Source organism: Tessaracoccus sp. OH4464_COT-324, assembly GCF_003932855.1.
Lineage (GTDB): Bacteria > Actinomycetota > Actinomycetes > Propionibacteriales > Propionibacteriaceae > Arachnia.
In genome coordinates this window covers 1-24,348 of record NZ_RQYZ01000004.1, presented here as the reverse complement: position 1 = coordinate 24,348, position 24,348 = coordinate 1, and the positions used below count along the sequence as shown (strand labels likewise).

Sequence of the window (24,348 nt, the reverse complement as noted above, 5' to 3'; positions counted from 1 at the left end):
CACCTATCGGCGCTTGCGAAACAGGAGTTAGCCGAAGCTGTAGGTAACCACCCGGCAGCCGGTGGGGTTGGCATCGATGTTCCCGAGTTCCTCGGCGATGTCGAAGGCGGCAAAGGTGCCCGTGGGGAAACGCCTGGTCAGCGCGTCGAAAGCCTCGTCGTCGGCGGCCGCCCGCGCGAAGGCGATCGAGCAGCTGTGAATGCTGGGTGCATGCCCGACGACGAGCACCGCCCGGGCGGAGACGCCGTCGGCGCTGTTCAAAACGTCGAAGATCTCATCGTCGTAGGCGGAGTACAGGTCGTCGGTGTAGGTGGCCGGGATGTCGAGGCCGAGTCCGGCGAAGGTTTGCCGCGTGCGGGTGGCGCCTGAGACGAAGGCGTGCTCCAGCCCCAGTTCAGCTAGCGCCCTGCCTGCGGAGGCTGCCTGTCTGCGGCCGCGGGCGGTGAGGGGGCGCGTGAAGTCGCCGCCGGGATGATGGCTCGTTGCCTGGGCGTGGCGGAGAAAAACAATTCTCATCGGAGGCTCACCTCATTGGAGCGTCATAGTGGTTTGTGGGCGACGACTATGTCGCGCTTGATCGCGGAATCGACTCGGTGGGCAAACCCCCATTCAAGAGGCTCAAGGCCTGCCTTTGCGACGATGCCTGCCAGATCCTCACGCGTGACACCAAAAGTATTCCACGAAATGCCGAGGGCACCGCCGCGTTTCAGCTGATTTGCCCAGATCGGGATCGCCTCGGACAACAGCTGCCGCGGCGAGCGGTCCTTGCCGCTGCTCGCCAACGAGCCATGCGCTACGCCGTAGGGCGCGTCGGTGACGATCGCGTCGAAGCGTTTCTTCCCGAACAGCTCCGCCGACTGGCGGGCGTCGCCGGTGAACACGCTCGCCTTGTTGCCGGGGACCTCGACGTCGAATCGGCGTCCGACGGCGCGCCCGTTTCGGCGAACTGGCGAGATCTCGGCGCTGTGTTTGATCCGCTTGCGTCGCAGGTAGGTCTTGTAGAATGACGCCATCGCCTCGAACGCTTTCTCGTCGAGCTCGATGCCGTAGCCGTCGTGGCCGAGCCGCAGCGCCGTCGAGATCGTGGTGCCGCGCCCGGCGAGGGGATCCAGTATTTGGCGCGGCCCGTCGGGCGCGCGGGTGACGGCGGCCAGGGTGACGTTGAGCAGCAGCTGGGTGAACTGCTCGTTGGTTTTCCCCTGGTATTTGGGGATGGTGACGAGGTCGTCGTCGAGCTTGTAGACGTCGGGCAGTGGCACGGGGCGCAGCAGGTCCTCCTCAGCCTCGAACAGCGCGAAGCAGGCGGACTGGCGGGCGAGGATGGGCAGCGCGGCCGGTTCGGCGCTGAAGGAGAGGTAGTCGACGCCCGCGAGCCGTTTCGGGATCACATCCCGGGCGGCGGCCCAGCAGGCACCGAGCTCGGCCGCCGCCAGCTCGGGGGCCGTGCCGGCGTAGACCCGGTTGGCGGATGGGGAAAGCAGCATCAGGTAATCGGGCATGGTCAAACGCTACCGCCCCTAGGCTGGGGGCATGAAGATCCTGGTACCGAACACCCTGCCCACGCTGCCCGCCGAGCTGGATGTGGCGGGTGAGGTGGTCTGCTACGACGTGCGGGCGGACATCCCTGAGGAGCATCGGGATGCGGAGGTGCTCGTGGTGTGGGGCAACGGTCGCGCCCAGCTTGCGGGGGCGGCCGAGCAGCTTCGCGGGCTGCGGCTGGCGCAGACGGTGATGGCGGGCGCCGATGCGCTGCTGGGCGCCGGCTTCGCCGACGACGTGGTGCTCGCCAACGGCGTCGGCCTGCACGACGGCCCGGTGGCGGAGCACGCGATGGCCCTGATCCTGGCGCTGCTGCGCAAGGTGCCGCAGCTGGTGGCGGCGCAACGGTCGGGTCAGTGGCTGTGGGAGATGAGCGGGCGGCAGGAGCTGCACACAAAGCCGATTACCACGCTGCTGGAGGCCCGGGTGTTGATCTGGGGCTTCGGGTCGATCGGCTGCGCGCTCGCGCGGCTACTGAGCGCGTTCGGCGCGCGCGTGCGGGGTGCGGCGCGCTCGGCGGGCGAGCGTGGCGGGTTCGAGGTGCTCGGCCCCGACGGGTTGGACGCGGCGCTTGCCGACACTGATCTGTTGGTCATGATCCTGCCGGATACCCCCGAGACCACCGGGGCGCTCGACGCGCGGAGGTTGGCGCAGCTGCCCGAGCACGCCTACCTCGTCAATGTGGGCCGCGGCCGGACGGTGGACGAGGACGCGCTGGTGGCGGCGCTGGAGGCGGGAAGGCTGGCCGGTGCCGCGCTCGACGTGTTCCGGCAGGAGCCGTTGCCCGCGGACTCCCCGCTGTGGCGGGCGCCGGGGCTGCTCGTCTCGCCCCACTCGGCGGGGGGCCGACCGATCGGAGCTGCCCGGCTGATCAGCGAGCAGGTGCGCGCCCTGGCCGAGGGGAGGCCGCTGCGCAACGTCGTGCGCTGAGCGCAACGTAAACGCTCAGTCTCATCAATCATCTTGGGCCAAAAGCTTCACGCAGCCGCGCGAAGCGTGTACGACATACCTTGCACCATCGTGTGCAGAGCTCAAGTTGGATAAACGGAAGGACGAAGATGTCCAAGGTCTCCTTGGCAGGCGGGTGGCGTCGCGCCGTAGCGACCACGATGACCACAGCGCTTGCCCTGACCGGGATGGCGGTGGTTGGGCCGGTCGCGGCCGATGCCGCGCCGCTTCCCCTGCCCGCGCGAGCCTCGCTTGCAGACGGGAAACAGCATCGCATCGAATTCGACAAGTACAGCTTCAAGATTGATGGGGAACGAATCAACGTCTACTCGGGCGAGTTCCACTACTGGCGGCTCCCATCCCCCGAGGCTTGGCGCGACGTACTGCAGAAGATCAAGGGTGCCGGTTTCAACGCCGTGTCACTGTACTTCTTCTGGGGGCTGCACCAGAGTGAGGAGAACGGCCCGTTCGATTTCACCGGCATCCGCGACATCGATTTGCTGCTGCGCATCTGCGAGGAGGAAGGGCTCTACGTCATCGCTCGCCCCGGCCCGTACATCAACGCCGAGGTGTCGATGGGTGGACTGCCCGCCTACATGTCCAATGTGGGGGGCGGTTCGCTGCGCACGCTGGAGCACCCGCAGGTGGTGGAGGCCTCCAAACGGTGGCTCAGCGAGTTCAACAAGATCGCGAGCAAACACCAACTCACCGACGGGGGTGGATCGATCTTCCTCTACCAGGTGGAGAACGAGCTGCCGAACGACGCGAAGCGCTACGGCGACTTCCTTGCCGAGCTGGTGAAGAGCGTCAAGGCCGACGGGATCAACGTGCCGCTCTTCCACAACGACTGGGGCTACGGCGGCCGATTCAAGGACACGGAGCGCTACGGCACCGACTTCTATGCCTCCGATATCTACCCGCTGCACTTCAACTGCGGTGCGGGGCGGGGACAGCTGCCCGACAACGAGCGCGCGTTCCGTGGTTTTGCCGCCAATTCGCCGCACTTCATCGCGGAGACCCAGGGCGGGGCCTTCACACCGTGGGGCGCCAACTTCAACACCGAGCAGTGCGCAGTGTTCGCCGATGAGGCGTTCACCCGGCAGTGGAGCGTCATGGGGATGGCCAACGGCGTCACCGCGTTCAGCTACTACATGACCCACGGCGGCACGAACTGGGGCTGGACGGGTGCGCCCGCGTCGGGTTTCACCAGCTACGACTACGGCGCGGCGCTCAACGAGGCCCGCACCATCACGCCGAAGCTGGCCGCGCAGAAGGAGGCGGGCTATTTCCACAAGGCGCTGCCCTCGCTGGCCGCGATGGATCCGGTCGCGGCCCCGCCGGTGGCGGACGTCGTCGGCGGGAACGTCAAATCGTACATGCGGCTCGCGGCCGACGGCGACTCGGCCAGTGCGCCGCGGTTCGTCGCCTACCGGTTGGCGGACAGCAACGCCACCCAGGACACCACTTTTACCTCCTCGCTGTGGCTTGACGGGGAGCCGCCCGCCACGGTGAACCTGCTGGTGGACGACCGCGCCGCAGGTATCGACTACGCCGGCGACTGGGAGGAGGCCGAGGACTCCACGGCCGCGGAGGGCACGCTGAAGCTGGCCTCGGCGGCGGGCGCCACCGCCACTTTCACTTTTACCGGCACCGGCATCCGCTACCTGTCCGCGACGGGCACCGATTTCGGCAAGGCCGAGGTGCGGGTGGATGAGGGCACCCCTGAGGTGGTGACGGGCCACGTCGACTCCGACCAGAACAAGCCCGCCCAGCAGGTGCTGTTCCAGCGCTCCGGGCTGACGCCCGGCCAGCACACCATCACGGTCCGAGCCCTAGGTGAGGCCGCGGAAGGTGGCACGGGGACCCGCATCTCCGTGGACGCCTTCGAGGTGGTCGGCGCCCCGAACCCGGACGCGCCGCAGGTGCACAATGACACGAGCGGCTTCGTGACATTCAAGGGCAGCTGGCAGGTTGGCCAGGGCCAGAGCTGGACCCGCGGTGATATCGGCGGGGACGAGACTTACAGCCCCAACCGGGGTGACTCCTACGAGTTCACTTTCGACGGCGTCGGTTTCGACCTGATCGGTCCCTTCTCCGGCAACCACGGCCCGGCAGAGGTCTACATCGACGACTCTGATGCGCCGGTCGGCCGGACCGAGGAGCGGGTGACGGGTTCCGCCACTCCGCAGCAGGTGGTGTTCAGCAAGCACGATCTGTCTCCCGGCCAGCATAAGGTGCGGGTTGTCGTCACGGGGGAGCGGTTCCCGGGTTCCAGCGGCTCCTACGTCTCGCTCGACGCGGTGCGCGTGTACCCGACCGCGGCTTCGCTGCCGAACGCTGGCGGGGGACGCACCGGCTGGGGACGCGTGCCACAGTTTGAGGACACCAAGCTGCGCCTGCACGGCCGCGACGCACTAGCCCTGGCCGCAAACTTCCCCGTGGGCAAGCAGCGGGTGGGGTACACCACCGCCCAGCTCTTCGGCGAGCCGCAGCCCGTCTCCGACGGCCTCGTGCAGTACCTGATGGGCGTGGAGGGCGACCCGGCGGAGATCGTGCTCTACGCCAAGGAGAGCGAGACGCGGCTGGAGCTGCCGTCGGGGGTCAGACACCGCTGGAACGCGGCCAAGGACCAGCTGCTCATCGGCTGGACCACCGGCGCCGAGCCGCAGGACATCACGGTGAACGTGGGCGGGCAGCGCACCACGTTCCGCGCGATCAGCCGCGGCTACGCCGCCAACGTCTGGCAGACCGACGCCGACGGCGACGTGGTCAGCGTCGAGGGCGCCACCCTGGTGCGGGGTGCCCGGGTAGCCGATGGCAAGCTGCACCTGACCGGGTCGATGTCCGCGCCCGGCAACCTCAAGGTGCTCTCACGCCTCGCGGAGTGGACCTGGAACGGCGTCGGGACCACGGGCGCGGTGCCAGGCCCGGTGGCGCAAACCGCGCCCGAACTGTCCTGGCGCACCACCGTCGGGGCCCCGGAGGCGATGCCGGGCTTCGACGTCAGTGGCTGGCGCGTGGCCGACTCGAAGAGCGCGGAGAATCACCGCCAGGGCCCGGGTCCGTCGGCCGGTGTGGTGCTCGACTCGAACCACTACGGCTTCTATGAGGGCGATGTCTGGTACCGGGCCTCCTACGTCGCTGAGAGCAACACCATCGTGCTGACCGGCAACGGTGGCTCCGGGGTGCCCGGCCACGGCAAGGACCCGGCTTTCGGGCAGGTGTGGGCGAACGGCAAATATGTTGGCTCCTTCGCCGCCAAGGGGCGTCCGGTGCCGATGCAGCTCCCGGTGGCGGCCGGGGAGCAGGTTGAGCTGGCGGTGCTGGTGCACAACCTGGGCCAGAATCTCGACTGGTCGGACGACGGGCTGTCCCGGCAGAACCGGGGCCTGTATGACGCGCGGCTGAGCGCCCGCGGTGACGTGGTGTGGCGGATCCAGGGCGCTCAGGGCAAGACGAGCCCGGCCGACAAGGAACGCGGCATGTACAACTCCGGCGGCCTCTACGGCGAGCGCGCCGGCTGGTACCTGCCCGAGTATCCGATCTCCGACTGGGCTCCAGCAACGGGCTTTGCTGCGGAGGCGGCTGGCGTCAACTGGTACGCCACCGACTTCGAGTTGGCGGTGCCGGAGGGCCAGGACCAGGCCTACCAGGTGCAGATCACCCCGCGCGGCGGCATCGGCCGCGACGGCTCGCAGGTGACGATCTTTGTCAACGGATGGAATACGGGCGTCTACATCGGCGACATCGGCCCGCAGACGAACTTCACCATCCCGACGCAGTTCTTGAATTTGCGCGGCAAGAACCGCCTGACCCTGGCGGTGGCGGCCAAGGAACCGGGGATGGGCCCGGAAGCTGTGCGTGTCGTGCCGACCGCTGCCACCACGGGCTCGGTGATCGCGAAGCAACTCGACGCCCCGGCCTACCCGGAGCGGAAGCTGACCGGCAGCCTGTCCGCGACGAAGGTGCAGCCCGGCGCGGAGGTTTCGGCTGACGTCTCGCTCGCCGAGCTGAACTTGGCGGCGGGCGAGCGGGTGAAGCTCACCGTCAACTGGGGCGAGGCTGGCGCGGCGGTGGCCGATCTGAAGCACATCTACCCGGGTAAGGGTCGTTTCGACGTGGTGGCGGAGGCGCGCGACGCAGTCTCCGGCCAGCTGCTGGCTTCGACGCAGCTGGGCACCGTCGAGGTGGGCGAGGGTTCGCCCGCTCCGACGCCCACGCTGAGCGCCTCCCCCGAACTGAAGGGCCGGAGCGTGAAGGTGGGGGAGAAGGTGAGCGTTCGGCTCACGCTGCGGGGCGTTGACGCTGACGAGGCCGACGTGCGGTTCCGGGTCGATTGGGGCGACTCGGCGGCCCTGGGCCGAACCCCGCAGGCGATCGATTCCGAGGAGCTGAGCCACACCTACGCCGTCGCGGGCCGCTACCGGGTGCGGGCCAGCGCTCTCGTGCGTGGTCAGCTGGTGGCGGAGGCCGATCTGGGTGAGCTGACCGTCGTGGCCGCCGACCCGAGCGAGCCCAGGCCCAGTGAGCCGAAGCCGAGCGAGCCCAGGCCCAGTGAGCCGAAGCCGAGTGAGCCGAAGCCGAGTGAGCCGAAGCCGAGTGAGCCCAGGCCAAGTGAGCCGAAGCCCAGTGAGCCCAGGCCAAGTGAGCCCAGGCCAAGTGAGCCCAGGCCCAGCGAGCCGAAGCCCGCGCCAGTTCCGTCGGTGAAGCCGACGCCGAAGCGGCCGGGGTTGCCCAAGACGGGCCGCTGAGCCGGCGAAAGGCTGTTCAGGCGGTGGGCTTTGTGATCAAGCCCACCGCCTGAGTGCTGTGTGGGGGCGGACGAAGACCAGTGGATGACGGGGACACGACTCCGCCGGGCGAAGGGTCATGCTCTGGCCGGGACCTGCCCTGAAACACCGCCGAACGGCACACCAGAACGGGTGAGAACGCGCCTCGAACCCCATCAACCAGTAGGCCCAGTACGTGAAGGTGATCGCCCCGGGCGCATCTTGCCGATCCCGGGGCGGCCGTCCTCCAATAGCGCCAGCCGGGCACGCCCGGATCAGGGCCCGGTTAGACGCCACCCGGCGAAGACGCCCCCGCGGCGAGGCCGCCGCGGGGGACCGGAAGAAGAAGGAAAAGGGGAGGGACGCGACTCTGGCGCCCCTCCCCGCAACTTCCTGGCTCACTCCGTGGCGAGCGCAGCCACCACCGGCACCCTCAACGCACTCCTGGCCGGGAACACAGACGCGACGAAGCCCGCCAGCAGGGCAACCCCGATCGCGCCCAGCGTCACCGACCAATGTACGGCGAACGCGTAGTTGGCCATGCCCAGCAGTACCGCCGTTCCCGCGAAGCCGCACAACAGCCCCAGCGCGATGCCGATCACCGCGCCAGTGAGGGAGATGAGGACCCCCTCCACGGTGAGCAAGCTGCGCACCTGTCCCCGGGTGACACCCACGGCCCGTAGCGTGCCCAGCTCACGACGTCGCTCGATCACCGACAGAGACAGCGTGTTGGCCACGCCGACCAGCGCGATCACCACAGCCACCCCGAGCAGGCCCAGCAGGATGGACAACAGCGCGTTGATGACCTGATCGAGCATCGCGCGCTGCTCGATCGGGGCCTGGATCTCGGCGAAGGCGCCTCCGTCGGCTTTCGACACCGCCTCCTGGATCTTCCGCACCGTCTTCACGTCCTGCACTTTCGCGACGAACAGGTGCGGGGAGCCGAGATCCGTATCCTTCGGCACGCTCGACTTGTCGAGGAACGACTTGAACTCGGAATCGGGTCGAATCTCGGTCGAGTAGGACGCCAGAGTGCCGTCGGAGAACCGAATCTCCATCTTTCCCGTGCGCAGGCTGTTTGACAGGGAACCGTCAAGCAACCGGATATGGTCGGGCTTAGGGGCCGTGATCGGCGGATTGACCGCCGTGCGCAACTGGTCGAAGTCGGCGATCAATATTCGCAGATCGTGGCCGGTTGACTGAGCGAACCACGCGTGGGCGAAAGCCTCGACTCCCTCCACCTTGTGCAGTGCGTCCAGCTGCGATTTGGTGAGCGGCCCGTCGGGAGAACTCACGAACACATCGGCGGGGATCAGGGAGTCCAGCGACTTGGCGGCGGTGGCCTGAGCCGTGGCGGCCCCCGTCGCCATCATCGTCACCAGCCCGACACCCAGCACGACTGCGGAAGCCGTCGCAGAGGTGCGCCGCGGGTTGCGGGCGGCGTTCGCCGTGGCCAGACGCACCGTGGCGGCCCGATTCTTGGGCAGCAGCCGAGCCGCGAATCCGCCCAGCGCGCGAACCGTCGGGGGGACCAGAAACACCGCCGAGACGAGGAAGCCGCCCACCAGAATGAGCCCACCCAGCACGGACGCTGTCAGAGCCAGGCCGACCATCATGTCGAGATCGTCCTTGTTGGAGGACGCGAGGACCAGCACTGTCACCGCTGGCGCCAGCAGCAGCACTGCACCCAGCAGCAACGTCAGGGAGCCGACAACAGCACGGCCCTTGCTGCCGCCGCGGCCGAGGCCGACGGTGGACGGGCGTAGCGCCTCCACCGGGCTCACCCCGGTGGCGGACAGGGCCGGTCGCAGCGCGGCCAGCACCGTGACCACCGCGCCGACGATCACCGGAACCACGAACACCGGCCAGGCCACGTCGGCGATGCCCACGGCTTCGAAGCCCAGATCCAGCCTGCTCACCACCCAGGATGCGCCCAGCCCGAAACCGATGCCGCCCAGAGTGCCGAGGCCCGCGCTGAGCAGCCCGAACACGGCCGCTTCCAGCAGGACCGAGCCGCCGATCTGCCCCCGGGTGGCGCCGCTGCAGCGCAGCTGCGCCAGCAGCTTCGTACGCTGAGCCACCAGCACCTCGAAGGTGTTGGCGATCACCATTCCCGCGACGATGATGGCCACCGCCGCGAAACTCAGCCCGAACAGCGTGAAGAAGCTGGAGCTGTCCAGCAACTCCTCCACGCGGTCTGCCACAACCTCGTCGGAGGTTCGTGCCTCGGCGAGGCCCCGCGTGACTTTCCCGATCTCTGCGGCCACCTCGTCGGCGTTTGCGCCATCGTTCAGGAAGACGAGCAGGTCCTCGGCCTCATCCTCGTTGGAGCTGAGTTTGGCCCATAGGTCAGTCTGCGCTGCAGTGGCGTAGGCCGATGTACCAGTGAACACAAGTTTCGGCTCGAAGTAAACGCCGGTGACGAGGAAGTCGATCGAGTGTTCTTTCAGCGTGTAGCCTTCTTCATCGGGAGCCGAATCATTCTGTGGTGAATAGTCGAAGATCCTGGCCGATACCGAATCACCCGGCTTGGCGCCCAGCGCCTCGGCCATGTTCCGTTCCAGGGCCACCTGCCCGGGGCCGCTGGGGTATTCCCCCGAATCCAGCTTGGGGCGGGTGCCGGCATCAGTCAGGGGGGAAACCGTGAGAAAGAAGTTGCTGCCCGAGCGATTGATCCGAAGGTCAGCGGCGCCCTGAGGCTCCACCGCCCGGACCCCGGGAATCTGGCCGATCTTCTCGGCCTCCTCCGCGTACGCCTTGTGGCGCTCGTGATCCGCCGGCCCGACCAGTACCCCAGCGCCCTTCAGGTCGCTGGAGGCGGTGGTGTAGGCCGTTGCGCGGAACACATCGCTCGTCAGCAGAGCGGCGGCAAGGAAGGCCGTCCCCAGGATGATCGCGATGCCCGCAGCGACGTAGCGTGACCAGGAGGAGCGCAACTGCGCGAAAGCGAACCGCCGCATCAGGCCACCTCCTCCGTGCGCAGCAGGTCGAGGCTGCGGTTGACGGCCTCAGGCGTCGGATCGGTGATCTCGCCGGCCAGCAGGCCGTCGGCGATGAGCAGCACCCGGCTCGCGTGCGAGGCGGCGACGGCGTCGTGGGTCACCATGATCACCGTCTGGCTCAGCTCGCGCACGCAGGTGCGCAGAAAGGACAGCACCTGACCGCCCGAGCGCGAGTCCAGGTTGCCCGTGGGCTCGTCGGCGAAGATCACGTCGGGGCGGGTGATGAGCGCGCGGGCGATCGCCACCCGCTGCTGCTGGCCGCCGGAGAGCTCGGATGGCAGGTGGGTGAGCCGATCGTCGAGGCCGAGCAGCTGGATTAGCTGGTCGAACCACTCCGGGTCGGGCTTCCGGCCCGCTAGGTCGAGCGGCAGCAGAATGTTCTGCTTCGCGGTGTACATGGGCAGCAGGTTGAAGTTCTGGAAGATGAAGCCGACGCGCTCGCGGCGCAGCAAGGTGGCCTGCTTATCACTGAGCTTGCCCAGCCAGGACCCGGCCAGGTAGACGTCGCCCGCCGTCGGACGATCCAGGCCGGCCAGCAGGTGCATGAGCGTGGACTTGCCCGAGCCGGATGGTCCCATGATGGCCGTGAACTCGCCCTTGGCCAGGCGAACATCGACTCCGGCCAGGGCATGCACGGTGGCGGCACCGCTGCCGTACACCTTCGTCAAATCGACGGCGGCTGCGGCGTAGGAACTCATGTCGGGTGGGGTGGTCATGCCAGTTGCCTTTCGGTGGGGGTGAACATGACACCGACGCTAGTGCCGCAGCACCGCCCGAGGCGTCTGGCTGTGGGATGGTTCCCGCCTCATCCCCGGGTAGTACGCGCGACTACTGCCCAGGGGCCACGAGCCCGGTCTCGTAGGCGATGACGACCGCCTGCACCCGGTCGCGCGCGCCAAGTTTCATCAGGATGCGTCCGACGTGGGTCTTCACCGTCGCTTCGGCCACGACGAGGGACTGCGCGATCTCGGTGTTGCTCAGGCCGCGCGCGATGAGCTGCAGCACCTCCCGCTCCCGGTCGGTGAGGCAGTTCAACTGCTCCGGGCGGGCGCGTTGCGTGTCGGGCAGCGTGGTCATCAGGTGGTCGAAGAGCCGCTTGGTGGCGGAAGGCGCGATGACGGCCTCACCGGAGTGCACCGTGCGGATGGCCTGAAGCATCGACTCGGGTGGGGCATCCTTTAAGAGGAAGCCCGAGGCCCCGGCCTTGATCGCGCGCAGCACGTATTCGTCGAGGTCGAAGGTGGTGAGGATGATGACCTTGGGCGGGTGTTCGCGGGCGGTGATCGCGCTGGTGGCGGAGATGCCGTCCAGCTTCGGCATGCGCACATCCATCAGGACGACGTCAACGTCGGCTGTAGCTACTCGATCAACGGCTTCCTCCCCGTCTCCGGCCTGCACCACCACCCGAAGGTCGGGCTGGGAGTCGATCACCATCGCGAAGCCAGCACGAACCAGTTGTTGGTCGTCGACGAGGGCGACTCGAATCATCATTCCTCCGGTTGGTCTGCGGTGAGCGGCAGCGTCAGCGAGACCCGGTAGCCGCCCGTGGGCCGAGGCGCGGCCGACAGGGTGCCGCCGAACAGCTGCGCGCGCTCGCGCATACCGACGATACCGCCTCCCCGGCCGTCGCTGAGCGCGGCGGCGCCGCGACCGTCGTCATCAACCTGCAGCACCACCCGCTCGGGTTCCCACTTGAGCATCACGGCCATCCGCGCGCCGACGCCAGCGTGCTTCAAGGAGTTGGTCAGCGCCTCCTGACATACCCGCTGCAGAGTAAGCCCCATCCCGGGTAGGAGCGCGCGCGGGGCTCCCATCGTCGTAAACGCCACCTCCACACCCGTGGCCCTGACCCGGTTGATGATCTCCGCCAGATCCTCGCCCGTGGGTTGTGGTTGCACCAGCGGGGCGGACACGTCGTCGGAGCGCAGCACGCCCAAGATCCGGCGGATGTCCGCGAGCGCTCCCCGGCCCAGATCCGAGATCGTCTCCAACGTGGCGGCGGCCTTGGCCGGGTCCGCCTGCGCGGCGTAGCGCCCGCCGTCTGCCTGGGCGATGATGACCGCCAGCGAGTGGGCGACGATGTCGTGCATCTCCCGGGCGATCCGGGAACGCTCGGCGGCGACCGCAAGTTCAGCGTCCTGCGCGCGGGCCAGCTCCTCCGCCTGCTGCCTGTGCTGGGTGGCGCGCTGCGCGTTCAGCCAGCTGGCTTTGGCCCAGCCGAGCGCCCACGCCAGCAGCACCACGGGCAGGGCGACCGCCATGATGCCCAGCAGCTGGCGCGTGTCGTTTGGCCTGAGTAGTGCCGTGAATCCGATGCAGCCGACGAATCCCGCCAGCCCGGCGAGAAAACGCACCTGGCGAGAGCCGTGGGCGGCCGCGCTGTAGATCGACGGCAGGGCCAACACATCAACCAGCAGTGGACGGGAGTACAGCAACGCTTGCAGCGCGAACAGGCTGAACATGGCAAACATTGACAGCCCCGGGTGGGTTCGCCGCGCCGCCAGCGGCAGGGGGATCAGCAGCGTAAACGCCACGGCCAACGGGGAGTACGACGCCCCGCTGTCTCCGGTCAACAGGAGGAGCAGGGGAAACAACGCACTCGCCACGATAGCCAGCAAGGCGTCTACCGGTCTGTACTTACCGAGCATGGCATCAGCCTAGGCGTCCCGGGCAGGTGCCGACGTCCTTCCCCGGGCTGATTCGCCATCCCACCTGCGTCGTAGGGCAAGCCCCGGAGTGCGCGGTCGAGGGTCAGGGCGCGAGCACGCCTCGCCTTCTGGCCACTGCGACCGCCTCGGTTCGTGAACCCACGCCCAACTTCTCGTAGATGTGCGTCAGGTGGGTCTTCACGGTGGCGCGGCTCAGCACGAGCCGGGCCGCGATGGCGTCGTTGGATGCTCCGTCCGCCACCAGCTGCAGCACCTCCAACTCGCGTGCGCTGAGTGCCAGCATCGGGGCGCGCATCCGGCCGAGTAGCCGACGTTGCACGCTCGGCCCGAGCGTCACCTCGCCCGCGGCCGCCGCGCGGATCGCAGCGGTCAGCTCCTCGGTGGGGGAGTCCTTCAGCAGGTAGCCGGTGGCGCCAGCCTCGATGGCCGACAAGATGTCCCCGTCGGTGTCGTAGGTGGTGAGGATCAGCACCGGTGGCCCGCCGCCCGCGACGATGGCTCGCGTAGCCTCGGCTCCCGAGAGCCCGGCCCCGAAGCGGAGATCGAGCAGCAGCACCGACGCCTGCCCGCCGGAAATCACGAAGTCGACGAGCGCCTCGGCCCGGTCAAAGTCGCGAACCACCGTCATGTCGGGCTGCGCCTCGACGAGCGCCCGCAGCCCTGCGCGGACCACCGGGTGGTCGTCGGCTATCACCACTTCGATCATTCTTGCTCCTTGGGGATCGTCACCTGCACGGTGGTGCCCTCACCGGGAACGGAGACTACGGTGAGGGTGCCGCAGAGTTCCCGCACCCGGGAGCGCATTCCCGGGATGCCGAAACCGCCACCTGGGGAGCGCGCCCCTTCGACGAAACCCGCGCCGTCGTCGGCGATGCTGAGGCGGATCTCGGCCTCGGCAAAGTCCAGGACCAACCGGGCCGACGTGGCTGCGGCGTGCTGCACCACGTTGCCCAGCGCGGACTGCGCGATGCGCAGCAGCGCTGCTTCGACCGGCATCGGCAGCGCTGTCGGCTCGCCCAGCACCTCGAAGGAAACGTCGAGCTGGGGCGCGCGTAGCCGCACCCGCTCAGCCTCCCGGCGAAGCGCCGCGACGAGCGTGTCGCCGTCAAGCTCCGCCGGCGCCAGCGCCCGCACGAAGCGGCGAGCCTCGGTGAGGTTGTCGCGCGCGGTTTCGGCCGCGGTGTCGATCAGCTGGGCTGCTGGGCTGTCGGGCAGCTGGGCGCGGGCCGCGCGCAGCAGCAGCTCGATCCCGGAGAAGCCTTGGGCGAGCGTGTCGTGAATCTCGCGGGCGAGCCGCTCCCGCTCGCCCAGCACCGCGCGCTCCCGCTCGGCCTCGGCCAGGTAGTCGTGGGCCGCACTCAACTCGTTTATCAGCTGCTGTTTCTCGTGGGCTTCCCGTGCCAGCGCCTCTAGGCCGAGCACGACGCCGACCGCCACTGCCGCCCCGATCAGCGGCCCTAGCACGGGTGCCAGGTCCGCCCAACTTCCGATGCGCGAAAGCTGCGGCGCGACGGCCAGCATGCTGAGCGCAGCTACCGCAGTCACCCCCCACCGGGGGCCCAGCGTGTGCAGCGCGAGCAGCATCAGCGGAAAAGCGAGCCACAACGCCTGGCCGGTGAGGGTCAGGAGCCACACCCAGCAGGCGGTGAGCGCGCCCAGCCACACCCCGTCGGGCCACAGCCGCGCACGGCCGGAATCCAGGGGGCGGGGCTGAGGGGCCAGCTGGAACCGGCCGACGGCGTACAGCGCGAGGAAGCCGCCGCCGCACAGGGCCACCGGCCACGCGCCGTGGCTTGCCGCTGCGCTGGTGATCGCGGTCACGGCGATGAGCAGCAGGAACAGCATGTCGAGGCCGAGCAGCAGCCACCTTGTCGCGCCAGCCAAGCCTCGCATGCCCCCAGTCTAGGTCTCGGTTGGGGGTGCACATCAGCCAAAAGGATGATCGAGAAACCGACTCAACGGCGGCCCGGATTCGCCCGGGAGCCCGATGACCGAAACGGCCTGACGCGGGAGAGTTGACGCAACGCAGAAGGAGAACCCATGAAACGACTCTGGTACGCGGCAATTGCCTACGCCGCGCTGGGCCTGACCTCGGGCCTGTTCTATCGCGCCTTGACCCACGGCATGGCGGACGTCGGGCGAAACCAGCTGTCCACTACCCATACTCACCTCCTGACGCTGGGCATGATCGTGATGCTGGTGGTGCTGGTGCTCGACGCCGCGCTCGGGGTGAGCGGGTCGCGCTCGTTTCGGGTGTTCTTCTGGACCTACAGCTCGGGCCTGGTCATCACCGCAGGCGTGATGATCTGGCACGGGATCATCCAACTTCGGGGCGGCACCGGAAACGCGATGATCGCGGGTCTCGCGGGCATTGGGCACATCCTGCTCACCGTGGCGATCGCGGCGCTGATGGTCAGTCTGTCCGCGCCGATCAAGCTTCGGCTGGCCCGGCAGGAGGCGTGAGATGCTGGCGCTGTCCATCGTGCTGATCTCGCTCGCGTTGGCGAGCTACACCGTCGGGGTGTTGGCGGAGCATCGCGGCCGTGTGCTGCGGTGGTGGCATGCTGCGGCCTTCGCCGTGGGTCTCCTCTTTGACGCCACCGGCACCTGGATCATGAGCGACATCGCCCGGTCTGGGGCGGAGACGCTCGGCACCTCAGCGGTGGCGCAGGGTCTGTCGGAGGTGATGGCGATCACCGGTGCGGCCGCTCTGCTACTGATGGCCCTGCACCTCGCCTGGGCGCTGACGGTGCTGTGGCGGGGGAGGGAGCGGGAGAAGGCAGTCTTCCACAGGTTCTCGCTGGGCGTGTGGCTCGTCTGGCTGGTGCCGTACTTCACCGGGATGAGCGCCGCCGTGATCAACTAGGAGAGGGACCGGCGGGGTACGGGCCTCCGTCCTCAACGAACTCGGCCCCGAGTGGCTGTCGCCTGCACTGGACACGCCGGACGAGAAGGCGTGCTCCTCGCACCGGCCCGGCGCACGCCCCGCGCGAACACCGCCCGGGACCGCGCCGATGCTCGGGAGGGCTCGCCGCGCTGCGCGCCCTCCCGGCCGGTTGCTCAGTGCGCGCCGTGCTGGTGCTCGAACGGGGTGCCTTTGGCCCGCTCCAGCGAGGCGAGGATCTCCGCCTCGGCCGCCTCCCGGCCGGTCCAGGTGGCGCCCTCGACCGACTTGCCCGGCTCCAGGTCCTTGTAGACCGAGAAGAAGTGCTCGATCTCCAGCAGCATGTATTCGGGCACCGAGTCCAGGTCGACGAGGTGCTGGCGCCGGGTGTCCGCCGTCGGCACGCACAGCACCTTGTCGTCGCCGCCCATCTCGTCGGTCATGCGGAACATCGCGATGGCCCGGCATTCGATGAGGCAACCGGGGAAGGTCGGGTCGCCGCCGATGACCATCGCGTCCAGCGGGTCGCCGTCCTGACCGAGGGTGCACTCGACGAAACCGTAGTCGTAGGGATACTGCGTGGAGGTGAACAGCGTGCGGTCCAGGCGGATGCGGCCCGTGTTGTGGTCCATCTCATACTTGTGCTTGGTACCCTTAGGGATCTCAACGGTAACGTCGAAGAGGACCTGCTTACCGGGTTCGATGGGCTCCAGGGAGGCGTGAATGTCTTGGCTCACGGCCGGGACTCCTATGATGTTCGGTGGTCTTTCCTAGGAAGAATACCGTGTTGGAGGTGAGCGCGCTGAAGTCGCGAATTGCTCAATTGGTGACCGCCGGAGTGCTGACTCTCCTATTCGGCGCCGTCGCTGCGCTCGGGGTGGCGTTTCGCGCTCCGCTGCTTGCCGCGACGGGGCTGGATCTCCCCGCCGCCGCCTCGACGGTGGCCCCCACCGCTTTCCCGTCGCCCACACCGTCGGAGCAGCCGAAGAACCTCCTCCAGTCGGCGCAGCCCCCGAAACCGTCGAAGGCCGTGGACCCTGACGCCCTGGCCAGCCAGCTGGCGGCCGTGGACGCCTCCGGGCTTGCCGACCCGGCGGGCGCCCCGGCTGTGCTGGCCTGGGAGGTGGTGGATGTTGCCTCGGGCGAGGTCCTCGCGTCGCGCAACCCCACGTCGGCCCTGATCCCGGCCTCCAACACGAAGACGCTCACCATTGTGGCGCTGTTCACCGCGTTCGACGGCACGGAGCGTTTCGCGACCCGCACCGTCGTCGAGCCCGACGGCACGGTGGTGCTGGTTGGCGGCGGTGATCCGCTGCTCACAGCGGAGCCGGTGGCCGGCTACCCGGCGCCCGCCTCGCTGAGGGCGTTGGCGGAGGCGACGGCGGCGAAGCTGAGCGCGCGGAGCCTGACGACGGTTCGGCTTGGCTACGACACCAGCCACTTCGCCGACGATCCGTGGAACGACGCCTGGCCGGGCAACTACCGCGACCAGGTGAGCCCGATCAGCGCGCTGTGGGCCGACGAGGGCAAGGTCGGGGGAGTCCGGCAGGCCGACCCGGCGCTTGCCGCAGCCCAGGTGTTTGCCGCCCAGCTGGGCGAGCTGGGCGTCACGGTGGAGGGGATCGCGGCGGCCCGCGCCACCGGGCAGGAGCTGGCGCGCGTCGAATCACCGACGGTGCACGTCCTGGCCGAGCAGGCGATGCAGCGCTCCAACAACTCGTTCACCGAGGTGCTGGGCCGCCAGCTGGCGGGAAAGCTGGGCAAACCCACCACCTTCGCGGGGGCCACGGAGGCGATCCGCGAGTCCCTCGTGGCCCAAGGGATCTGGGAGGAAGGGGCCCGCCTGGACGACGCGTCGGGGCTTTCCAGGAGCAACCGCTTCTCGGCGCGGATGCTCGCCACCGCCAACGCGCGGCTGGTGAACGTCGCGCGGCTGAACAACGTATTTGATGGGCTGCCGGTGGCCGGAGTCACCGGCACGCTGCACGATCGTTTCCGCGACGGCCCCGCTGTGCAGGCCAGGGGGATTGCGCGAGCCAAGACCGGCACGCTCAGCCAGGTCACCTCGCTGGGCGGCGTCACCACCACCGCCGACGGCGCCGTCGTCGCCTTCGGCATCATCGCCAACGGGCAGGTGGACGGCTACCGCGCGAAGGTGTGGGCCGACCAGCTGGTGGGCGTCATCACCGGCTGCGGGTGCTGATGCGTTACGCGTTCGACATCGACTGGGGCCTGGCCGGCAGGGTGGCCGACCTGGGTGGGGGGCGGCTGCCGGCGGTGTCGAGGCGCGAGGCCGCCGAAGCGGTGGCGGGCATCAAACTGGCGGCACGGGAGGCCGCGGAGCTGGCGGCCGAGGCCGTGGGCCTGCCGATGACCAGGGTCACGGTGCGCGTCGTGGACCGCGCAACGTGGGCTCGGGCGGCGGCGGGGATCGCGGAGAGCGTGTTCGCCGGACTCGGCTGGCCGCAGCGGCCCGACGGCCCGGTGCGGCGCACCTCCCGGGTGTTGCTCGGCGGCCTACTGGGCGGTGGCCTGGCGGTGGCCGGGCGGTGGCTGCTGGGCCAGTACGACGCCTACACGGGTTCGCGTGCGCTCTATCTGATTGCGCCGAACCTGGTGGGCCTGGAGCGGGCGCACGGCTTCGAACCACAGCATTTCCGCCGCTGGGTGGCGGCACACGAGCACACGCACGCCCTGCAGTTCGCGCACGCCGACTGGCTGGCTGGGCACATCACGGGCCTCGTCCGAGCCGACGAGCCGGGCACCGTCGACCGGCTGGTGGGGGCCATGTCCTTCCTGGAGGGGCACGCCGACTTCGTGGCGGACCGCTGCCCGATCCCCGACGTCGCGCGGATGCGGGCGGCCTTCGCGCGCGGCCACCGCCGTGCCGGGCTGATCGGCAAGTCCGGGCAGTACCGGCAGGGGCTGGCGTTCTGCGAGGCGGTGGCCGGCGTCGGCGGGGAACGAGCACCGCTGCGCGCGCTGGCGAGCCCGTGGCATCTGCCGCGCCGCAGTGAGCTGGCGGACCCGCTCGCGTGGTGGGGGCGGGTCAATGGCTAGGCGAGAGCTGGGGGCCGCGGCGCTTCAGGTGTCGCGCGCCGTGGCTCGGATGTGGCCGGGCGGGCGGGTCGTCGTCGGGGTTTCCGGCGGAGCGGACTCGCTGGCGCTGGCCGCCGGCGCCGAGTGGTGCGCGCGCCGCCAGGGCGGCGAGGTGTTGGCGGTGATCGTCGACCACGGCCTGCAACCGGGCTCCGACGAGGTGTCCGCCCGCGTCGCGCAGCAGTTGCTGGATCGCGGGATCCCGACGACGGTGCGGCCCGTGCGGGTGGCGGGTGCGGGCGGCGTCGAGGCCGCCGCCCGTCGGGCCAGGCTGGCCGCGCTGGAGAGTTTCGGCTCGCCGGTGCTGCTCGGCCACACCCTCGACGATCAGGCCGAGCAGGTTTTCCTCGGGCTGTTGCGGGGGTCCGGCCTGCGTTCGCTGGCGGGCATCCCGGAGCGCCGGGGCGTTTTCCTGCGTCCGCTGCTCGGCATTCGGCGCGCCACCACGCTGGCTGCCGTCGCGCAGTGGGGGTTGCAGGCGTGGGAGGACCCGATGAACTCCGACGAGCGCTTCCGGCGCGTGCAGGTGCGTGGCTGGCTGGCCGACTTCGAGCGCGCCCTCGGCCGCGACGTGCGCGCCAACCTGGCGCGGACCGCCCAGCTGGCCCGCGCCGACGCCGACCTGCTCGACGAGTTGGCGGGCCCGCCGCCGGTGGGCGAGCCCCTGCCGTTGAGCCGGCTCGATTGCCATCCCGCCCTGCGTGAGCGCCGGATCAAGGCCTGGCTGAGCGCGAACGGCTGCCGGCCGACGCAGGTGCACGTCAGCGAGGTGGCGCGGCTGGTGAGCGCGTGGCGCGGCCAGGGCCCGATTGATGTGCCCGGCGGGCGCGTTCGCCGAAGCGGGGCCGGGCTTGAATTGCTAGGCTGATTGCGTGGATGCAAGGGACATTTCTGAAGACCTGGAGCGAGTGCTATTCACTTCCGACGAGATCGGGCGACGGGTGGCCGAGGTGGCGGCCCAGATCGATGCCGACTACGCAGGCAAAGACATTCTGCTGGTGGGGGTGTTGAACGGTGCGGTCATGGTGATGGCCGACCTGCAGCGGGCGATGAAGAGTCACGTCCAGATGGATTGGATGGCGGTGTCCTCCTATGGCGCGGGCACACAGTCCAGCGGCGTGGTGCGCATCCTGAAGGACCTCTCCCAAGACTTGAAAGACCGGCACGTCATCGTTGTCGAGGACATCATCGACACCGGCCTCACCCTGAGCTACCTGGTGAACTATCTCGCGTCGCGCGGGCCCGCCAGCGTGGAGATCATGACGATGTTCCGCAAGCCCGACGCCGCCAAGATCGAGGTGCCGGTCAAGTACGTGGGCTTCGATATCCCGAACGAATTCGTCGTGGGCTACGGCCTGGACTACGCGGACAAGTACCGCAACCTGCGCGACGTGGGCACGCTCAAACAGTCGGTGTACAGCTGAGGCGTGTCATTGCCGCAGCTCGGGGTTTTCCGAATAGCGGCGGCTGAGAGCGCGGCCTGATCTGTGAGGGGATGACCGATGTCGTCGTTGACGACGAGGCGATTGGCCCCGCGACTGGGGAGATTCTTGATCAGAAGGAACTCGCTGACCGTTTGCTCATGCTGGCGAGGGAGCAGGGTGTGGGCGGCGCTGCCGGTGTGAGAATCCGCTCCGGAGGTCACGTCGCGAGCGTCGGACCATCCTGCAGCCCTGATAGTCACGGCAGAGGCTGTCTGGACGGTGTCGCCGTCGCGGGTCTCTGAGTAGCGGTGGGGTGGCCATCAATGGACGTGCGGACGTGGGCCCTGCCTATCAAACTATGGCGCCAGCCTTGTCCTGCTCGTAGCGGCTGAGTGCTCTCCGGTGGCGTGGTCGACAGTGGAGAGGCGGTTGAGAAAGGCGTCGGTCAAGACGAGGTGGACCGACCACCGGACGATGCCGAGCTTGCAGGCCAGCTAGATTGATTCTTCTCGGCGAAGCAGGCAGAAGGTAGGTGCAACGCTTCGTCGTGCCAGCGTTGACCTTCTGTGATGACCACTTCGGCCGGTAGAAATCGTCCTGCCTGGGTGTGCCTGCGTGGTAACCGTCGGCCCAGCGCTTCGCAGCCGGCTAGGAGACCAAGCATGGCGCCGCGACCTCGCTGATCCGCGAGCCTTCGCCAACGAAGAGTCCCGCGACGATCTGACGGTGACGGCTTACCAAGTGGCAACGGCGTGGGTCATATGACCCTTCCGGGAAGTGCGCCACTTTCCCCGAAAGGGCTCTCACGCGAGGGGGTTGTGCTGGGCGTAGTGGCGCAGCGCTTGGGCCGCAAAGTCGGCGGCCTCGGCCCCGCCAAAGCCTGGGTGGAAGTCGGGGTTGGTGGCATAAAGGTTGGCCATGCCGGTGATCATGGCGCGAGTCTTGTCCGTGTCGCCGGCGTCCCCGGGAGTTCCGGGGATCTGGGCGAACCATGCGGCGTGGGCCGCTGCATGCCGTTGGGCCGCGTCGCTGAACGGGGTGACGCCAGATCGGTGAAGCTCCCCCCAGCGAGCCAGGAGCCGATCGGCATCCGCTTGAAACTGGCGCTGCTGGCCGAGGCTCTTGGCGTGCCACCACTGATTGGACTTCTCGAAGACCTCGCGCCCCCACCGTTCAACGACCTCGGCTTCGTAGCGGTCGTTGAACCCTTCGAGCATCATGTCCATGCGCGGCTGGCGTCCCTCGCGGAGCATCGCCAGGGTGTGTTCGACGGAGGCGATGCGCCGCCCCAGCGTTTCCTGCTCATTCTCAAGACGCGTCAGGTGCGCTTCTAACGCGGCGATCTCGTCGTTTGGATCCGCATCTGTCGCCAGCACGTCGCCGATGGCGGCCAGGCTGAGACCCGCTTCACGAAGCAGCAGGACTCGTTGCAGGCGTGCGACAGCGGTGGGGCCGTAGTAGCGATAGCCATTCGCGCCGATTCGGTCCGGGGTCAGCAGGCCGAGCTGGTGATAGTGGCGCAGCGTCCTGGCGCTGATGCCGGCGCGGTCAGCGAGTTCCTGGACGGTCCACTCTACGATCATGACCTCCTGTCAATGCGTTGGTGATGCTAGTCCCAGTTGTGGCAGTGCCACTGCCAGTATCTCAGCGGCAGGTGTCGTCACCGCCGTGGCTGCCGTCTGGCCGGTGGTCTCCAGATAGACCTTGGCGAGACGTGTTCCTGCCGCGTACCCAGCCCCGGTAGGAAGTCCGACCGGGGTCGAACCGAAGAGCCGGGCGCTCGCGTCGCCGAGCACCCAAGCTGCGAAGTTCTGCATACCGGTCACGTCTAGACCGTCGGTGACACGTCGTAAGACCTCGTCGCTCAGTCTGGTCTGGTCGCTGACGAAGTGGGTGAATCCTCGTCTCCCGACTGAGTCGACGGCGAAGAGGTCTGCGAGACCTTCGGCGACTACGTGTTCACCGACCTCGACGGTCTGCGGGTTCCACACGATGCCGCCTGGGGAGTAGCGCACGTTGTGATGCAGCTCGTGCAGAGCAATTCCCTCCAGCCGATCCAGAACCTCGTCGGTCGGCCAGATCGTGATGGCGATGTAGCCGCTGATGCCGCCAAGGGCTGACAGGCCACGGATCTCGTCCATGAAGTGCGTGTTCGAGGGGTCCCCGAGCACGAGCAGCACCGTGAGGTCCGGCATGGTCAGTTCTGGATTCGCCGAGGCGAGATCATCTAGGCCGGCGGTCAGGGCTCGTTCGACCCGGCCCCACGCATCTGCCTGCTCCAGTACCTTGATGGCGTTGCGTACCTCGTCCTTCGGTGTGCCAGGACTGAAGCCGAAGTTCTGCCTATGGACCGCCGCCAGGTCCGGGCCGCCTGGGATGAAGAAGTACATCCCCGCCACCGGCTCCCACATCCTGCTGGCCGCCTCGTGCCATTGCTCAGGAGATGCGTCGAGCATCTCCCTCATTCCGGCCGCACTATCGGTCATCGTAACTGTCATGCCCTCGAAGGTAAACCTTGACGTTACGTCAAAGTCAACACCGGCCGTGGATTAATGCGAACCGTCCTGGGTTTGGTTCTGATCCAGCTGAAGGAGAATTGGAACATGCCCAAGAAGTACACCCCCGGAGCTGCGTGGGCGCGCGGTCCGATTGGTTCTTGAACGTCAAGCGGCCCAGGGAGGTCCTCGTTCGCGCGCGATCCGGGCTTATCGCCGCGCAGATCGGCGTCGGTGTGGGTGAGGAGGCCTTGCGGTTGTGGTGCGACCGATACGTCCCCGAGGTGGCCCCAACGCCTGTGGCCGAGTCCTTGGAGGAGCAAAACAAGCGCCTCAAGCGTGAGCTTGCCGAAGCCCGCCGGGCCAATGAGATCCTCAAGGCCGCTTCGGCTTTTTTCGCCAGGGAACTCGACCGCCCCACGACGAGATGATCCGGTTCATCAACGAACACCGTGACCGTTTCGGGGTCGAGCCAACCTGCCGTACTCTGCGTGCGACTACGTGTGGGTTCATCACCTCCCGCGGTGACCTCGCCGCCAAGACCCGCCCCACTTCGCCACGGGCGGTGCGAGATGAGGTCCTGCTGCCTGAGATCGAACGGATCCACCAGGAGAACTACAGCGTCTACAGGGGTACGGAAGACGTACCACGCCATGCTGCGTGCCGGCTGGCAGATCGGTCGTGACCAGGTCGCCCACCTAATGAGGATCGCCGGCCTCCAGGGCGTGCGCCGTGGCCGCAACCCACGCACCACACGCCCTACCGGGCAACCCGATACCCGCCTCGATCTCGTCGAACGCCGGTTCACTGCTGAACGCCCGAACCAGCTGTGGGTTGCTGACATCACCTACGTGCGTGTCCTGACGGGATTGTGTTACGTCGCGTTCATCACCGACGTCTACCACCCGCAGCATCGTGGGCTGGGCCGTCTCAGCAAGCCCGCACACCACCAGACTACCGCTGCTGGCTCTCAAACACGCCCTACAGTGCACGGGCGCCAGCCGCGGCCATGCAAGCCTGATCCACCACAGCGACAAAGGCTCCCAGCACGTCAGCCTGGCCTACTCGCAGGCACTCATCACCACGAGGGGTGACAGCTTCAGTGGGCACCGTGGGCGCCTCCCATAACGCCTTGACCCCAGCCGGTGAACGGGCTCTACAAGACCGAACTCATCGGCTCCAAACGTGTGTGGGAGTCCATCAAGGCCGTCGAACTGGCCACGATGGGCTGGGTCCACCGGTGGAACACGACCCGCCCGCACCAAGCCCTGGACTACCACACCCCCACAGAAGCCGAAGCCGCCCACACCCACAACCAGAACCCAACACCCGCTGCGCCCTAACCACAGAACGAAACTCAGGACGCTTCATCATACGGGGAAACCGCGAAGGGGTTCGAGGCCGGGTAGTAGGCCATGACTCGCGACCCGAGACTGTAAGGAAAACGGTGTGTGAGGGTCTGGCCTGATCCGAGAGGAGATGGCCGTGTCTGACACGACTGACGTCATCGCTGATGACG

Annotated in this window: 20 protein-coding genes and 1 pseudogene; 10 read left to right on the top strand and 11 right to left on the bottom strand. The window is 68.2% G+C overall.

All coding sequences use genetic code 11. From position 1 onward, the window contains the following. Window positions 1-27: 27 nt before the first annotated feature. Both EII42_RS03665 and EII42_RS03660 read right to left on the bottom strand, forming a co-directional pair. Window positions 28-516: a histidine phosphatase family protein gene (locus tag EII42_RS03665; protein WP_125170773.1), complete on the bottom strand. Its 489-nt coding sequence runs from the start codon at window positions 514-516 to the stop codon at window positions 28-30. A 23-nt stretch (window positions 517-539) separates the two neighbouring features. Further along, complete coding sequence (locus tag EII42_RS03660; protein WP_125170772.1) at window positions 540-1,499, bottom strand: TRM11 family methyltransferase; 960 nt, start codon at window positions 1,497-1,499, stop codon at window positions 540-542. Between the two features lie 31 nt (window positions 1,500-1,530). Here EII42_RS03660 and EII42_RS03655 point away from each other — a divergent pair, with 31 nt between their 5' ends. After that, window positions 1,531-2,469, top strand: a complete 939-nt coding sequence (locus tag EII42_RS03655; protein ID WP_125170771.1) for an NAD(P)-dependent oxidoreductase — start codon at window positions 1,531-1,533, stop codon at window positions 2,467-2,469. 128 nt (window positions 2,470-2,597) lie between these two features. Next, window positions 2,598-7,238 carry a beta-galactosidase gene (locus tag EII42_RS03645; RefSeq protein WP_233558264.1) on the top strand — a complete coding sequence of 1,547 codons (4,641 nt, stop codon included), beginning with the start codon at window positions 2,598-2,600 and terminating at the stop codon, window positions 7,236-7,238. A 416-nt stretch (window positions 7,239-7,654) separates the two neighbouring features. Here the strand turns inward: EII42_RS03645 and EII42_RS03640 are convergent, their stop codons facing one another. From EII42_RS03640 to EII42_RS03615, 6 genes are all read right to left on the bottom strand, one after another. Continuing rightward, entirely contained in the window at window positions 7,655-10,216 is a 2,562-nt protein-coding gene (locus tag EII42_RS03640; protein ID WP_125170769.1) for an ABC transporter permease, read from the bottom strand. After that, window positions 10,216-10,974, bottom strand: a complete 759-nt coding sequence (locus tag EII42_RS03635; RefSeq protein WP_125170768.1) for an ABC transporter ATP-binding protein — start codon at window positions 10,972-10,974, stop codon at window positions 10,216-10,218. Before EII42_RS03635 ends, EII42_RS03640 begins: the two co-directional genes overlap by 1 nt. Before the next feature lie 112 nt (window positions 10,975-11,086). Beyond that, window positions 11,087-11,749 (bottom strand): response regulator transcription factor, encoded by a 663-nt coding sequence (locus EII42_RS03630; protein ID WP_125170767.1) that lies wholly within the window; start codon window positions 11,747-11,749, stop codon window positions 11,087-11,089. After that, window positions 11,746-12,906, bottom strand: coding sequence for a sensor histidine kinase (locus EII42_RS03625; RefSeq protein ID WP_125170766.1), 1,161 nt, complete (start codon window positions 12,904-12,906; stop codon window positions 11,746-11,748). Before EII42_RS03625 ends, EII42_RS03630 begins: the two co-directional genes overlap by 4 nt. 103 nt (window positions 12,907-13,009) lie before the next feature. Further along, on the bottom strand, window positions 13,010-13,633 hold the full coding sequence (locus EII42_RS03620; RefSeq protein ID WP_125170765.1) for a response regulator transcription factor: 624 nt from the start codon (window positions 13,631-13,633) through the stop codon (window positions 13,010-13,012). Continuing rightward, window positions 13,630-14,820, bottom strand: coding sequence for a sensor histidine kinase (locus tag EII42_RS03615; protein ID WP_125170764.1), 1,191 nt, complete (start codon window positions 14,818-14,820; stop codon window positions 13,630-13,632). Before EII42_RS03615 ends, EII42_RS03620 begins: the two co-directional genes overlap by 4 nt. Window positions 14,821-14,967: 147 nt before the next feature. On the opposite strand from EII42_RS03615, the gene EII42_RS03610 reads away from it, so the two are divergent. Together EII42_RS03610 and EII42_RS03605 are read left to right on the top strand one after the other, a co-directional pair. Then, on the top strand, window positions 14,968-15,390 hold the full coding sequence (locus EII42_RS03610; protein ID WP_125170763.1) for a DUF2871 domain-containing protein: 423 nt from the start codon (window positions 14,968-14,970) through the stop codon (window positions 15,388-15,390). A 1-nt stretch (window position 15,391) separates the two neighbouring features. Beyond that, window positions 15,392-15,793, top strand: a complete 402-nt coding sequence (locus EII42_RS03605; protein WP_125170762.1) for an HsmA family protein — start codon at window positions 15,392-15,394, stop codon at window positions 15,791-15,793. 194 nt (window positions 15,794-15,987) lie between these two features. Here the strand turns inward: EII42_RS03605 and EII42_RS03600 are convergent, their stop codons facing one another. Further along, a complete protein-coding gene (locus EII42_RS03600; protein ID WP_370318092.1) occupies window positions 15,988-16,536 on the bottom strand; it encodes an inorganic diphosphatase in 549 nt (182 codons plus the stop codon). A gap of 59 nt (window positions 16,537-16,595) precedes the next feature. Between EII42_RS03600 and dacB the strand changes: the two genes are divergently transcribed. From dacB to EII42_RS03575, 5 genes are all read left to right on the top strand, one after another. Continuing rightward, window positions 16,596-18,014 (top strand): D-alanyl-D-alanine carboxypeptidase/D-alanyl-D-alanine-endopeptidase, encoded by a 1,419-nt coding sequence (gene dacB, locus EII42_RS03595; protein ID WP_158676387.1) that lies wholly within the window; start codon window positions 16,596-16,598, stop codon window positions 18,012-18,014. Further along, complete coding sequence (locus tag EII42_RS03590) at window positions 18,014-18,871, top strand: zinc-dependent metalloprotease (protein ID WP_125170759.1); 858 nt, start codon at window positions 18,014-18,016, stop codon at window positions 18,869-18,871. The genes dacB and EII42_RS03590 overlap by 1 nt, the downstream gene beginning before the upstream one ends. Beyond that, the gene (gene tilS, locus EII42_RS03585; protein WP_125170758.1) at window positions 18,864-19,778 is read left to right on the top strand and encodes a tRNA lysidine(34) synthetase TilS; all 915 of its coding nucleotides are present in this window, start codon (window positions 18,864-18,866) and stop codon (window positions 19,776-19,778) included. The genes EII42_RS03590 and tilS overlap by 8 nt, the downstream gene beginning before the upstream one ends. 4 nt (window positions 19,779-19,782) lie before the next feature. After that, complete coding sequence (gene hpt / locus EII42_RS03580) at window positions 19,783-20,334, top strand: hypoxanthine phosphoribosyltransferase (RefSeq protein ID WP_125170757.1); 552 nt, start codon at window positions 19,783-19,785, stop codon at window positions 20,332-20,334. Between the two features lie 71 nt (window positions 20,335-20,405). Beyond that, entirely contained in the window at window positions 20,406-20,636 is a 231-nt protein-coding gene (locus EII42_RS03575; RefSeq protein WP_125170756.1) for a hypothetical protein, read from the top strand. A 501-nt stretch (window positions 20,637-21,137) separates the two neighbouring features. Here the strand turns inward: EII42_RS03575 and EII42_RS03570 are convergent. Together EII42_RS03570 and EII42_RS03565 are read right to left on the bottom strand one after the other, a co-directional pair. Next, entirely contained in the window at window positions 21,138-21,917 is a 780-nt protein-coding gene (locus EII42_RS03570; RefSeq protein WP_125170755.1) for a MerR family transcriptional regulator, read from the bottom strand. Between the two features lie 9 nt (window positions 21,918-21,926). Further along, window positions 21,927-22,832 (bottom strand): DUF2268 domain-containing protein, encoded by a 906-nt coding sequence (locus EII42_RS03565; RefSeq protein WP_125170754.1) that lies wholly within the window; start codon window positions 22,830-22,832, stop codon window positions 21,927-21,929. Window positions 22,833-22,962: 130 nt separating this feature from the next. Here EII42_RS03565 and EII42_RS13820 point away from each other — a divergent pair. After that, a pseudogene (locus EII42_RS13820) lies at window positions 22,963-24,172 on the top strand (IS3 family transposase). Window positions 24,173-24,348: the final 176 nt, after the last annotated feature.

Excerpts from the sequence above, each read along its gene's own strand:
- EII42_RS03665 (WP_125170773.1), bottom strand. The coding sequence starts at position 516 with ATGAGAATTGTTTTTCTCCGCCACGCCCAGGCAACGAGCCATCATCCC.
- EII42_RS03660 (WP_125170772.1), bottom strand. The coding sequence starts at position 1,499 with ATGCCCGATTACCTGATGCTGCTTTCCCCATCCGCCAACCGGGTCTAC.
- EII42_RS03655 (WP_125170771.1), top strand. The coding sequence starts at position 1,531 with ATGAAGATCCTGGTACCGAACACCCTGCCCACGCTGCCCGCCGAGCTG.
- EII42_RS03645 (WP_233558264.1), top strand. The coding sequence starts at position 2,598 with ATGTCCAAGGTCTCCTTGGCAGGCGGGTGGCGTCGCGCCGTAGCGACC.
- EII42_RS03640 (WP_125170769.1), bottom strand. The coding sequence starts at position 10,216 with ATGCGGCGGTTCGCTTTCGCGCAGTTGCGCTCCTCCTGGTCACGCTAC.
- EII42_RS03635 (WP_125170768.1), bottom strand. The coding sequence starts at position 10,974 with ATGACCACCCCACCCGACATGAGTTCCTACGCCGCAGCCGCCGTCGAT.
- EII42_RS03630 (WP_125170767.1), bottom strand. The coding sequence starts at position 11,749 with ATGATGATTCGAGTCGCCCTCGTCGACGACCAACAACTGGTTCGTGCT.
- EII42_RS03625 (WP_125170766.1), bottom strand. The coding sequence starts at position 12,906 with ATGCTCGGTAAGTACAGACCGGTAGACGCCTTGCTGGCTATCGTGGCG.
- EII42_RS03620 (WP_125170765.1), bottom strand. The coding sequence starts at position 13,633 with ATGATCGAAGTGGTGATAGCCGACGACCACCCGGTGGTCCGCGCAGGG.
- EII42_RS03615 (WP_125170764.1), bottom strand. The coding sequence starts at position 14,820 with ATGCGAGGCTTGGCTGGCGCGACAAGGTGGCTGCTGCTCGGCCTCGAC.
- EII42_RS03610 (WP_125170763.1), top strand. The coding sequence starts at position 14,968 with ATGAAACGACTCTGGTACGCGGCAATTGCCTACGCCGCGCTGGGCCTG.
- EII42_RS03605 (WP_125170762.1), top strand. The coding sequence starts at position 15,392 with ATGCTGGCGCTGTCCATCGTGCTGATCTCGCTCGCGTTGGCGAGCTAC.
- EII42_RS03590 (WP_125170759.1), top strand. The coding sequence starts at position 18,014 with ATGCGTTACGCGTTCGACATCGACTGGGGCCTGGCCGGCAGGGTGGCC.
- tilS (WP_125170758.1), top strand. The coding sequence starts at position 18,864 with ATGGCTAGGCGAGAGCTGGGGGCCGCGGCGCTTCAGGTGTCGCGCGCC.
- EII42_RS03575 (WP_125170756.1), top strand. The coding sequence starts at position 20,406 with ATGACCGATGTCGTCGTTGACGACGAGGCGATTGGCCCCGCGACTGGG.
- EII42_RS03570 (WP_125170755.1), bottom strand. The coding sequence starts at position 21,917 with ATGATCGTAGAGTGGACCGTCCAGGAACTCGCTGACCGCGCCGGCATC.
- EII42_RS03565 (WP_125170754.1), bottom strand. The coding sequence starts at position 22,832 with ATGACAGTTACGATGACCGATAGTGCGGCCGGAATGAGGGAGATGCTC.